Genomic DNA, 13,591 nt, shown 5'->3' on the forward strand with positions numbered 1-13,591 from the left:
AATGATAATTGCTTAAGTTTTAAATTATGCAACTTCTTCTTCTATATAGTTAGCTTCAGCGATTGTCTGATATATGGATACTGGTTCTTGTACTATAACAATTCTATTTTTTAAGCCAACCACGGAAGATGAAATTAATAAGAGAACTAGTGCGGCAATAGCAGATATAACAGCTACAAAAGTAGATGTGATAACCACAGGCGATACAAAAGTAGACATAGGTAGAAATACAATACAAATGACAGCGAGCATGCCAAAAAAAGCACCTATTGCCAATGAAATCTCTGCTCTACATAGTAAACGAATGCTTAAATGGTGCTCCTTATTACTGTTGACCTCCATTTGAGGTGGAATGGATGGATCGCCATCAAGTTCAGTAATATGAGATAGATTCTTAATTTTTTTTCCGCTTAAGCCGGACATTTTATTTCCAATTTATTTATTAATAAGGCTATTATATGGAATTATCATTAAGGCAATATTAAAATTCTTGCTTTTTTACTTTATTTATAAAAATAAATCATTATGTCTTTATTTAATGCAAAAACGCCTAATTTAATCTTTTACATTTATTTAGGCCTTTCAACTGTTTATCATTAGGTGACTAATACATAACAAACATGGGTGGGAGATTTTTACTTCTCTATAATAGCTAGCATTTTTCAAATTTTTTAATAATACGACCATAATTAAGAAGAAGCCATTGACGTTTATTGACAATTAGATTAGCTTATTTACTCTACCTCAAGCTCCTCAACTGCACTCGTTTTATCAAAATGAATTAAACAATCAAATTGATTAGTTAAGTGAGTAAAAAAGTAATGGCTAAAGCGCTCTGTTTCTGGCCTATAAATGACGCCAATAGCTCGTTGTAAGCGAGGAATTTTTAAAAAATACTTTAATTGCTCATTTTCCGATAAATATAGAATAAAATCTTTATAATTTAACTGGTGAAATAATTCTTCATAACTGCTTTTAAGTCCTGGTACTATTTTTTTACATTCAGCAGGCTGATCCCAATCTGAGGCTGCCCTAACAAACCCTTCATAAGTAGAAAAACCTAGTAAGTAAGTACTTAAATCATGTTGCTCTCTTATTAATTGACCTATATTAATTTCATCCTGTTCAATTCGTTCGGTAGCCCGTGCATCACCAACATGTGAGTTATGTGCCCATATAACTATTTTTGCTGGTTTTTGCAATCGCCGCTCTAGATAGTCAGCTAAAACGTTTACCGTTTCCGCCATATGTTGATCACGAATATTCCATGAAGAAGCATAACCTTCAAACATGGAGCGGTAGTAATTTTCAGCGTCTTTTACAATACGGGCATTTTGTGTTGCAAAAAAATAATCATCTTCAAGATGAACACCATCTTGACGTAAGTAGTCAAATGCATTTTGTTGTAAATCAACTAAAACGGCTAAGGCTTCTTTTATACATTTCTTTTTAATGCCTAAGTTAGCTAAATAACCATAAGATTGTGCATCCAAACGTTGATGCTCAAAGCAACCATAACGCTCAATCGCTTGCTTGGCAGCCTTAGGATCTACTTTCATTAAATAATCAATTACAGCTATAATCGAAGTATTTAAGCTATATAAATCAAGTCCATAAAAGCCAATTTTTTTATCTGCTGCTAATTTATCGTTATACATTCGCAGCCATTTGACAAAAGGCGGCATGGTGGTATTTCGCCACATCCAGGTTGGAAAACGCTGAAAACGGCTTAAGGATTTCTCATGATCATTAATATTTCCTTTACCTTGAATATAGCGATGAATGCCATAGGCGTCAGGCCAATCACCTTCAATAGCAACGGCCATAAATCCTTTTTCTTCAATTAAACGTTTGGTAATTTCTATACGAGCTTGATAAAACTCTTCTGTGCCATGCGTTGATTCCCCTAATAAAACAAAGCGCCTATCGCCTATTCTTGCAAGCAATTCAGAATAATCTTGCTTATGACCAGACAAAGGCTTTATTACTTCATTTAATAGTTGAATAACTTTTTGGTAGGCATCCATGGCTTCTCCATTCAGGCCGCTTACATAGAAAGATGGGTAGTAAACCAATTCTTTGCGAGCTCAGCAACTTGAGGTAAAGCCCCCTTTTCTTCAAACAAATGGGTTGCACCAGGCACAATTTCTAATTGCTTAGCGCACGTTAAGTGTTCCATAGCTAATTGATTTAAATCGATAACCACTTTATCTCTACCACCTATAATAAGTAGCGTGGGTGCTTTTACTTCTGATAAAAAATCGCCCGCTAAATCTGGCCGTCCGCCACGAGAAACAATAGCCTTAATAAAATTTTGCTCTTTGGCTGCGGCAACAAGTGCTGCAGCAGCGCCTGTACTCGCACCGAAATAACCTAAATTTAAGCTAGGAAACTGTCTTAAACTCCAATGAGTCACTTCAATTAAACGTTTTGCTAAAAAAGAAATATTAAAACGTAATTCACGCGTAATATTGTCTACTTTTTCTTCTTGAGGTGTTAATAAATCAAATAATAGAGTAGCTAATTTAGCCTCATTTAAGAGACTTGCAACAAATTGATTACGACTGCTGCGCGCACTACTTCCACTACCATGAACGAATAAAACAAGCCCTAGCGCCTCTTTAGGAACAAATAAAAAGCCGGACAACGTGGTATTAGCAGTTAATATCGTAATTTGCTTTGCTTTGTCTAAAGAATGAAAACCCATAAGTTACCTCATGAAGCATTTGCTAAGTAATTTTCGTTTGCTTTCTTAAGTAATTCTGTCACTTCCAAATCTAAAATCTGTGGAAAATGAGCATACCACATGCCAACAGCATAAAAATGCACAGGTTTTAAGGGGCATATCACCCGATCTACTAAACTGGTCATTTCTTTGAATGTTGCTAAGGCCGCAACAGGTATAGCTACTAACATACTTGCAGGCTTTCTATTTTTTAATGCTTTAATTGCTGCTCGCATTGTTGATCCTGTAGCAATGCCGTCATCAACTAAAATAATGTTTTTATTATAAAAACTAGGAAAAGCTCGATTGTCTCGATAAAGTACTTCACGTCGCTTTAATTCTTTTTCTTCTTTAAGAATGGCTTTATCAATATCATCTTGCGAAATTACTAATGATTCAATTACTTCTTGATTGAAAAATTTGCAACCTCCCGAAGCGATAGCACCCATTGCTAACTCTTTGTGCCAAGGCACACCTAATTTTCTAACTAAAAATACATCAAGAGGCAAATTTAAAGCGCTTGCTATTTCATATGCAACTGGAACGCCACCTCGCGGAAGTGCTAATACTAGCGTGTTAGCTTTGTTAGCATATTCCTTTAAGTGCTTAGCAAGAACTTTACCGGCAGCTTGTCGGTCTTGATATTTATCCATAGATATTCCTTGCTTTTTTATTAATAGTATAGCGCTTAGAGTAAATTTTTAATGAAATTTGAGTAAATTTTTATCAAAATTTAAGGTCTACTGAAATAGAGCTTTGATTTACAATGTATTATTAATAAAGGTAAAAATTAGTGCTTTATACTTTAATATTCAGCCATTAAACATATTCCACACAATGTTATCCACAGATTTTGTGGATAACCTGCAAGGTTTGTAATTCACTTAATTGGTTGGAAAAATCTACACGGACAGTTAACTTTATTTACATAACGTGGGTTATAGTTGTATCTGTATAACTAGTCTCACTTAAACGATGTCTTACATTTACTAATTGTCGATGTAATTCCCCTTTAAATAACTCAAACCCGCCCCAAGCTTCAGTATTAATAACAAGTTGATCATTTAAATCAATAAATACTTGTAAAGAAGTTAAAGCCAGATTACGTGTATCATCATCTACTTGATTGCTGTCTTGTTCTGAAATAGCAAATTTTAAGGACTTTTTTAAGTCATCAATAAGTTTTTTTTCATTATATTCAACAGCATATAAAAATTGACTATTTAATTTTTGCATTTCATTTAGTTTGGTCAAAACCAAAATATATGCTGCTAGCAAAGCATATTGACAGTAAATAGTGATTCTTTCGGATATATCAGCTTCCAACTCCTTAGCTCCATTATCGTCAACTGCGACTAACTTAGTCTCTAACATAGTAATATAATAATTTTCAGGTAAAAATTGATTAAATATATTATATAAATCGTTATCAGCTTTAAGGATTTTTAAAAAACTTAAAAGCTTTGACTTATCCAAAGGATAAGTAATTTTTGCTTTTTGACTAATTAAATGTGTTTTTAATTTATTAGTGAGTTGCATTACTTTTTGAGGGTAGGAATCAATCATTCTAAGTACAGATTGGATAAATAAGATATATTGAAGCTGTTTTATCATTGGCTGGGCTTTTATTTGTTCTCTTACAATCATCTTTTCTAAATTAGAAAAAAAATCTGGATCATTATTTATATAACTGTAACTTGTATAATTATCATCTTTTAAAAGATAGTTACGATAATCACTACAACAATTTGCCCATGTCAACGGATCTATACTGTTATCATCCGATAAGCCCAATATTTCATGAAGAGCCATATTCAATGCGCTATTATCATCTGCTTGACCAAAAAAACCTAATAGGATGTTATAAGAGCGAGTAATACGTGCATAACGATATAAGCTAGAACCTATTAAGATAGATTGCGCCCTTTCAAAACTTATTTCTTTATTAGGAGCTGTTTGCCCATTTGGCATATTATTAGCTAGTTGAGTTATACAGCCAATTTGATCAAGTCTGGTTTCATCTGGTTCGCACTTAGTCCATCGGCCTTTTTGCTTTTCTTTCAATTTCTTTTTATATAAATCCTCTAACTTTAGTAACTTCTCTCTTAAATCTAGATAGGCAGGAGAAGTATACCTTTTAGTTAATTGAGCAAATGATTGCTGTAAATTATCAGTTTTATTTTTTAAGAATGTAAACTCTGGGGCGTCATATGGCATATGATCTCCTTATAATAACCTATTAATTCCTATATTCCTCAATAAACTTGTTATTGTGTAACCCCATGATGAAGTATCATCCTCTTGCGGCTGATAATTGCGCATTTGAATGTTTGCTTGCATATCATTAGGAAAAGCTCGATACAATTCACCTATTTCATGATGAGAACGATTGCGATATACCCAACTGCAAAAATCTTCCAGCGCTTTATAGCTCTCTTCATAGATATATTTATCTAGTTCTTCTATTGAATCAATCTCTAAATGAGCCTTTAGAGTATCTATAAGAGGTTTATTAAGCACTTTTTGAAGTGAATCTTGATAGCGCTCCCAAATATACAAATAAGTACCTTGCAGTACTGATAATTTTTCTTCTTCTATGACAGTATAGTAATTGAGACTTTTAGCAACCTGTTGAATTAAATTAGCATCTTGAAATAACTGAGAAGGAAGAAAAGGAAGACAAGAACAAAACAAACCACCTAACGTACCTAGCTTAGTATATGAGTTGCACAGCTTTGTGGGTAAAAACTCCGCTTTTTGCTGCAACTGAGCAAAGGTTAGCATATTAGATTTCCTCCGCAAGTCATTACTTGCACTACTGGAGCATGCAAGCATGTAGCCTAAGGTTAAATCTTCAACAGAACTTATTTTTTACTTTCTTGAACCTTTTTGCAGCTACAAAATGCGGAATATCAGACTTATTCAAGAAAGTTTTTAGACCGTTACTCAATCTACCTGTCAATTTATTTATAACAATGTATAACATAATTTGCAAGGAGACACTAAATAGCCATAAATCTAACATCTTATTCAAATTAGGCTACAGCATGATCCCTATCCGTCTAGAAAGTCCGGCTTATATTATACTCAACCCCACCTATTACTACGCACTAACTCAACTCCTTCTTAAATTTAAATACCAACTTCTATTTAAACCAAGTTGCTGATTCTATCTAAATATATGTACTAACTTTTATCTAAACTTAGCACTGACTCTACCCTGAAGTTAAGGTTTGTAGCGCCTATAGACTTGAAGTTCTTACATTTATAGATAAGGTTTTAGACCTAGCAATAAGGTTTATGATACCGTTTTTGGTGACTGGCGATAGAAGCTGTAGGGTTAAGTAGCGTGGTACGAAAGACAAAAAGTCGCACCACGCAAGTTAGTAACTACCAGTTGTAAGCCTATCAGTATAAGGATAAAAACTGCTAAATATAGGCAGAGCAAAATACATCTTACTCAAAGCTATTATTTAAGTAGAAAAATGTTCCTCCACACTAAAACGGCTTGCAATATTTTGAATAAGTTGTTGATGAATATTATTAAAGCCACGATTGCTCATCACAACGACAGCATCACCTGGCGCAACACATTGTACGACAGCATCGATAATAGCCTGTGTATTAGGCAGAATTTTAAAATTACAAGTCCAATCATGTGCTAAATTTGATAAATCAAATTGCTCGGGGCTTAATATAAAAGCACTATCCACTTGAGCTAACGCTTTTGCCATACTTTCTGCATGAACACCAGAACGCATAGTATAAGAAGCAAATTCTAAAACAACAAAAATACGTTTGTGGCGTTTACTTTGACGTAAGGCTTGAATCGTTTTAGAAATAGCTGTTGGATGATGTGCAAAATCATCGTAAACGGTAACATCATACTGATTAGCTCTAACCTCAAGTCGTCTTTTTACTGGTTTAAATGAAGCAAGTGCACGTGCTGCCACCTCTGGTTTTACACCTGCATGATAGCTTGCAGCCATTGCTGCTAAGCCATTTTCCACATTAAATCGACCAATTAAAGGCCAACTGATTTGTGCTATTTCTTCTTGCTTATATAAAACTCGGAATGCCGACCCACTATCGTCTAATATTTCAGCACGCCAATTTGCTTTTCCATCAATTGCAGTATCTTCTAAATTTGAAAAAACCCCAAGCGCAATAACGGCATTTAGAGCTGTATCATCTCTTGGTTTGATAACCATACCTCTGTTAGGAATTGTTTTTAGATAATAATGAAATTGTTGCTGTATTGCTTCTAAGTTCGCATAGATATCAGCATGATCAAATTCTAAGTTATTAAGAATAGCAATTTCAGGCCGATAGTGCATAAGCTTTGGCCGTTTATCAAAGTAAGCACTATCATATTCATCTGCTTCAATAACAAACCATTCACCTTGTCCTAAATTAGCACTCGTATTAAAGTTAGGCGCAACACCACCAATTAAGAAACCAGGATTTAAACCGGCCTGATCTAAAATATAAGCTAACATAGATGTAGTTGTTGTTTTACCATGCGTTCCTGCAACAGCTAGAACACGAAAACGAGGTAAAATATTTTCTGCAAGCCATTGTGGCCCTGAAGTATAATTTTTACCTGCATTTAAGATAGCTTCTAATACGGGCATGCCTCTTTTAATCGCATTTCCAACAATAACAACATCAGCTTTTAAAGCATCTGTAGCGTCTTCATAACCTTCAGACCAGCGAATACCTTTTGCTTCTAATAAATCACTTACAGGCGGATAACAGTTAGCGTCACATCCTGTTACTTGATGACCAGCCTCACGTGCTAGTAAAGCTAATGCGCTCATAAACGTGCCACTAATTCCTAAAATATGTAAATGCATTTTTTTATCGCCAAATTGAAACAGTTAAAATATTAGTTGCTAACAAGCCAACACTAACTAACATCGCCGGAAAAAAACTCAATTCTAAAGCACAACGATAAACATGTGTTATAGCTATAAACTGCCAGATACTTAATATTAAAGTGCATATTATATAAATAAATGTAAATAATAACATATTGGTTTGCTTGAAATCAGCCTGCAATAAATAAGAAGTCATAAATAAAAGAGGAAAAGCCAAGCAGTGAATAATTAAATTAACCATTAATAATGACGTCACGGTTTGTGCAAAACGATTGCCTTTTTTATACAAATAGAGAATTATTTTTGTATAGACACCAAAAGATAGCAAAAGAGACATACCCGTGAAGATAGAATTGGTGAGACTGTAAGTGCCCTTTACATCTGCTATTGTCCATTGAGTAACTAAAATAGTTAGATAAATTAATGTAACTAAACCTAGTAAAAAGAAAGAATGAGGGGTGTTCGCTGGTGTTTCTTTCAAAATGATAACTTGCCAATAGCGCTTTAAAAGTGAACCCCACATAAAATCATCCTAATTTATTCTTATATCAAGTTTAGTAGTAAATACCAATGCTTAAATAGTTAATATAATCCACTATACACATATTAATTAAACTTCATTCCTAACTGACATTGATAGCAATTTAGACTAAAAAAGTGTTAAAAACTCTTATACACAACTTGTACACTGGGCTTCTCATTTCCTTTTTCAACTACTTTTGTTTCTCACTGAGTTAGAAAAGAAGTCTATGATTGTCTTAACCATTTGTTAGACGCTAAATTAACTTTTTTAATACTCTTTTGCTCAACAATGGGCGATTTCCATGATCCTGAAATTTTATAAGTATAGCCACTTATCTTCTGCATACCATGATTTATGATCTTACTTGCTACCCAAGTTGCCATACCAATAACAGGGCCGCCAGCAATGGTGGCAACAATCGGTAAACTTGCCGTGATGTGTGGTACAATTTCTAAATCTAGATTATAGCGTTGATTAATAATATCAAGATTACCTTTCATACTTGCATAAGCTACTGGACCATCGATATGGCTTTGCTCAGTAGACATAATACCATCATGAATTTCAAACATACCTCTAAATTCATCAAAGCTATAACCATCTTGCGCTAAATCACTAAAATCTAATTTCAAGCGCCGAGGAATCGTTTGCAGGCTTAAAACGCTTAATAATTTACCTACTCCTAATTTCTCTTCTGTTTCTGGGCTTAGATTCGTAATACGGCCATTTTTAAAGTAAATAGATAAATCGGCTTTAAGATGTTGTAAGGAAAAATCCTGAAACCCACCGGGCCAATGCCCTTTAAAATTTAACTTGCCTTGATGTGCTTCGACAGCCGGGCTCATTTTAAAACGATGCAAAGCTTGAGCTAGATTATTAACATGGATTGATCCTTGCATACTAGTTAAATTGCTTTTTGCTGTTTGTTGCCAGTCACCCTGAGCTTGTAAAATATACTCGGGTGTTTTTAAATTAAAATTATTGACATGCAAGACATTGTTTTTGACTATTGCTTTGATAGCTGCTCTGCCTAAATTTAAGTTACTAAATTGTAATTGTTCAATAATTAAATCTAAGTTTGGAATTTGTTTTATTCTGATTGAAGATAAATGATTACTACGGGTCGTTGCAGGTTTTTCCAGCTTTAATCTTGTGATAGTACCGCTTAGGTTATTCTCTCTTAGTTGATAACGTAATTTAGCTGCTATTTTTTGTTGATTTAATCTTATGGCCCATTCATTACTATTTACTTTTGTAGCTTCTATTTTTAGCTTAGGGTATCGTTGACTACCAAATACTGCTTGTTTTAATAAAAGATTAATTGAATTGACAGAGATACTATTAGTACTTTTATTATGAAAAGGTATATTTGACAATGCATTTTTCCACTGTTCAAGATTAAACGTATCCAAGGCGCCTATTATTTGCACACCCAAACGCTCACGCCAAAAAGCTTGGCCCTGACCTAGTCGAATCTCTCCTCTTTCTAAAAGAAATTGGTTATTTAACCAAGAGAACCATAAATCACTATTTAATTTATTGTCATAAGCAATACGTAAACGTAACGCTTTTTGTGGATTAAAGTTAACATCAATTGTTAATGGCGCTAAGGCTGACGCTGCTTTCCCTACTGGAGAGGGAAGATTAATTGCCATACCTAAAAGCGAGGTTTTAATTTGCAAATGATCAAGATCGTTAGGATCATTGGTTAGTGTTAAAATACCTTCTAAGTTTACTTCACCTTCTAAAAGCGAAAGCCATGGTAATTTAAATTTTTCTCTTAAAACATCACTGGTTGTAGTCGCTTTAATTTTTATTTCGGTATATGGGTTAGGATTGCGAACCGATTGAATTATTAAATTAATAGGATAATTCATAATCGTTGCATTAAGACCGCTATTTAGAATACCCTTCTCGTCAAATTGCAAGGAACCTTCTAAATTATCTAATTTAATATTATTAATAATATGATTTACAGCTACCTGGTCTTTATTAAAAACTAAATTGCCCAATACTAATGCGTGATCATGGCCTGGTAAAGTATAGAAAGGGAGTTCTAATTGTAAATCTAAACCTAAATCACCAGTCATCTGTAGTATTTTTAAAGCGGATAACTTTTGCTTTAAGGGAGAGGAATGAACATAAGCTAAAGCTTTATCAGCTGTAGTATTAATTGTTGTTCTTACCAATAATGCTTCTTTATCTAAACCAATATCCGGAATTTGTAAATTAGCATCTTTAATGATGATATTGTTTGTTGTTTTAGCCTGTTTAATATTAGCCGCCAGTAAACGTTTATTTATAGTTAAATAGCCTTGAATATCAGTTAGTAAAGGCCAATGTGGCGCAAAACGTAGATCCATTCCATCTAAATAGCTTTTAATTGTAAATTCACCAGATTTACCATCAAAAGGAAAATCGGAAGCTAAACCATGAATAGACATTTCAGCAATCATTTGTTTAATCTGCTTAATATCTTGTTTAAGCCACAAATCTAATTTGTGTTTCATATATTTCGCGGGCAAGTATTGCAACCATTGCTCCGCATGCTCAGCAACTACTTGTGCCTTTAAATCAATCTGTCCTGTTGACTGCTTAGTAATACTACTTATATTTCCTTTGGCTTTAACTTTTAAGTCTGGCCTGGTCAATATGAAATGTTCTAAATTAACTTGTAAACCTTTAGCTAAAGCTTCCCAATTAAACGAACTATTTAGTTGACTAAGTTCAATTGAAGGTTTAGTAAGAAAATTTAAAGTTAACTGCTGACTATCTAGCTTTAGACTACCTTCATTTGGTGTCCAATATAAATAACCTGCTAAGTTTTGTAACCCCGGTATTGATTTTTGAGCTACCCAACCTAAATGATTAAATTTAGTTAACAACAATATAGGTTCAGAGTTTTTGAGTGTAAGACGTGTATCTTGTAAAAAACCATGTGGCATAACAGCAAGGATTGGATTAAATCGATTAGGCCAATTAGGGACGATGTGTAATAATGATTCTAAAATAAGGTTTTTCACATAGATATCAAAGATTTGCTCATTACACTTATAGTCGATTAAGAATTCATTAGCAGGCCATTTTACATCTTCTAACTGCATTTTTATATTATTTCCAGCGAGCTGCCAGCCTAACTCCGTAGGCTTTAACGCTAAATTCGCTGTAAAATACGGAAGATTTTGTTCAACTTGGGTTTGTTTATCAAGCCATGCTAATTTCTTTAACTCAATCTTGCTTTGAATTTGTTTTATGTGACCTGTTTGCCAATCAAGCCATAATAAAAGATTTGCTTTTCCATTTTTTATTTGTGTCCTGGACTGCGGTAAAAACACATCCCACTGCGTAAGTTGTAAATGCTTTACAGCAAAAAAAGCCTGCCCTTGTGCTTTATTTAATTTATAAGGGTCGAGTTGCATTTTTGCTAATAATTCAAAAGACGTGAGGGGTTTTTGCGCAAGATAGGCATTTCCCTTGATGGCATATTGACCTGAATTATTTGTAATGGTTAAGTTAAAGTGTCTTAAAGGTAAAAGCGTTTTATCATGTAGGTAAACTTGTAAGTTAAGGTTTTTAATGATAATTTTCTTTTGCTCAAGAATCCAAGCTAAAATAGGTGCGTGAGCAACATTGCTAAGAACTGTATTATCTTTATTAATATTTGTTAAACCTTCTACTTGCCATTGATCATTTAACTGACGCAAAGTTAAGTTGAGATCTTCAACATATAAAATTCCTGGCTGTAATTGCCAATGCCTAAGTGATTCAAAAAGATTAATACCCACTAATAATTTTTTTAAGTGAATAATTTTATGAGCGCTTTGAACATTAATATTTTTTAATTTAATGACCGGTTCAAACCAAAACCAGCCAGTTTCCATCCGTTGAATGGTAACTGGCTCCCCTAGAAGTGTGGTCAAACGCTGTTCTAGCTGCGGTTTATATTGTTTAGCCCAAGGTGTTAAAGCACGAAAAAGACTAGACATTAAAGCCACAGCAGTAATGCAAATTGCAAAAATTATCCAACAACGTTTAAAAAATTTAAATAAAAATGGTTTTAGACTTGAAAACATAGTAAATAAATTATAAAGAAATAGAGCCTATGCAATCCTTAAACCTAGGCTATTTATTAAAATAAACTCTTGATTAAACAACATAACCTTCTTCCCGCATTTTTGCTAACTTATAGCGTAAGGTACGCTCACTTACTCCTAAAATTGCAGCAGCCTGTTGGCGATTACCCCCGTGCGCTTTTAAAGTTTGCGCAATGATATCAAATTCATGCTCTTGTAAATTTTTCATCTTAATGCCGTCAGATGATGTAGGCCTAACTGCTCCTAACATAGACAAATGTAAATGAGCAGGATTTATTATACCATTTGTTTGTAACACTAAGGCTCGCTGTATTACATTGTCTAATTCTCTAGCATTTCCAGGCCAAGGATAACTTAAAAGTAACTGAATAGCTTCTTCACTTAATAAAGGAATTTTTACTAATTTTCCTTTGCAGTGACGACGGATTAAATAATTTGCCAACGGTATAATATCACAAATTCGCTCTCTTAGGGGTAACCAATGTAGCGGGAAAATATTTAAACGGTAATATAAGTCCTCTCGAAAGCGTCCTAATCTTACTTCTTCTATTAATTCTCGATTACTAGTAGCTAGTATTCGAACATCTAAGTTAATAAGCTTATTCGCACCTATACGTTCAACTTCTTTTTCTTGAATAACCCGCAATAGTTTGGCCTGCAAACTTAAACTCATCTCACTTACTTCATCTAATAAAATTGTACCACCTTGCGCTTGTTCAAATTTTCCTGGGGTTGATTTATAAGCGCCAGTAAAGGAACCCTTTTCATAACCAAACAACGTTGCTTCAAGCATCTGTTCTGGAATGGCTGCACAATTAATTGCAATAAATGGTTGTTGCCTACGCACAGAATGATCATGAATGAAATGAGCAAGTACTTCTTTACCTGTTCCACTCTCACCTGTAATCATCACACCTACATCAGATTGAGCAACGCGCAGCGCCATAGAAAGTAAAGCCTGGCTTTTAGGATCTCTGGCAATAGGTTCATTATCATCTTCATAAGTATTAGCACCCATATATTGATTAATTTTTTCGGTAAGTTTATGCGCACTAAATGGTTTTTCAAGATAATCAACAGCACCCTGTTGCATTGCTTTTACAGCATCCTCAACTGATCCATAAGCAGTCATTAAAATAACAGGCATACCAGGCGCGCGCCGTTGAATTTCGCTAAGCAATTGTTGACCATCAAGCTTATCCATACGTATGTCTGTAAGCACAACCGCTGGGCTGTATTTTTCTAACATTGCTAATGCTTCTTTACCATCTTTGGCAGCCAAGTAAGAGTGCCCTGCTAAACTCATTGTCTCAGCAAGTGCTTCACGTAAAACAGGATCATCTTCTACAATTAATACGCCATTCATCAT

10 protein-coding genes are annotated in these 13,591 nt (G+C 34.2%); all 10 read right to left on the minus strand.

Annotation, left to right across the window (positions count from 1 at the left end):
• Nucleotides 1-24 precede the first annotated feature (24 nt).
• The gene (locus DYH30_RS09920; RefSeq protein ID WP_115331509.1) at nt 25-423 is read right to left on the minus strand and encodes a hypothetical protein; all 399 of its coding nucleotides are present in this window, start codon (nt 421-423) and stop codon (nt 25-27) included.
• Between the two features lie 311 nt (nt 424-734).
• Nucleotides 735-2,027, minus strand: coding sequence for an erythromycin esterase family protein (locus DYH30_RS09925; RefSeq protein WP_115331510.1), 1,293 nt, complete (start codon nt 2,025-2,027; stop codon nt 735-737).
• Nucleotides 2,028-2,047: 20 nt separating this feature from the next.
• The gene (locus DYH30_RS09930; RefSeq protein WP_115331511.1) at nt 2,048-2,707 is read right to left on the minus strand and encodes a dienelactone hydrolase family protein; all 660 of its coding nucleotides are present in this window, start codon (nt 2,705-2,707) and stop codon (nt 2,048-2,050) included.
• Between the two features lie 8 nt (nt 2,708-2,715).
• Nucleotides 2,716-3,378, minus strand: a complete 663-nt coding sequence (locus DYH30_RS09935; protein ID WP_115331512.1) for a phosphoribosyltransferase — start codon at nt 3,376-3,378, stop codon at nt 2,716-2,718.
• Nucleotides 3,379-3,649: 271 nt separating this feature from the next.
• Entirely contained in the window at nt 3,650-4,942 is a 1,293-nt protein-coding gene (locus DYH30_RS09940; protein WP_115331513.1) for a hypothetical protein, read from the minus strand.
• 9 nt (nt 4,943-4,951) lie between these two features.
• Complete coding sequence (locus DYH30_RS09945; protein WP_115331514.1) at nt 4,952-5,509, minus strand: hypothetical protein; 558 nt, start codon at nt 5,507-5,509, stop codon at nt 4,952-4,954.
• Between the two features lie 689 nt (nt 5,510-6,198).
• Nucleotides 6,199-7,581, minus strand: coding sequence for a UDP-N-acetylmuramate:L-alanyl-gamma-D-glutamyl-meso-diaminopimelate ligase (mpl, locus tag DYH30_RS09950; protein WP_115331515.1), 1,383 nt, complete (start codon nt 7,579-7,581; stop codon nt 6,199-6,201).
• Between the two features lie 4 nt (nt 7,582-7,585).
• Nucleotides 7,586-8,128, minus strand: a complete 543-nt coding sequence (locus DYH30_RS09955) for a hypothetical protein (RefSeq protein ID WP_115331516.1) — start codon at nt 8,126-8,128, stop codon at nt 7,586-7,588.
• A 224-nt stretch (nt 8,129-8,352) separates the two neighbouring features.
• Nucleotides 8,353-12,201: a YhdP family protein gene (locus DYH30_RS09960; protein WP_115331517.1), complete on the minus strand. Its 3,849-nt coding sequence runs from the start codon at nt 12,199-12,201 to the stop codon at nt 8,353-8,355.
• A 73-nt stretch (nt 12,202-12,274) separates the two neighbouring features.
• Complete coding sequence (locus tag DYH30_RS09965; protein WP_278043117.1) at nt 12,275-13,591, minus strand: sigma-54-dependent transcriptional regulator; 1,317 nt, start codon at nt 13,589-13,591, stop codon at nt 12,275-12,277.

Origin of the sequence: Legionella busanensis, from assembly GCF_900461525.1 — a bacterium.
Classification (GTDB): Bacteria; Pseudomonadota; Gammaproteobacteria; order Legionellales; family Legionellaceae; genus Legionella_C; species Legionella_C busanensis.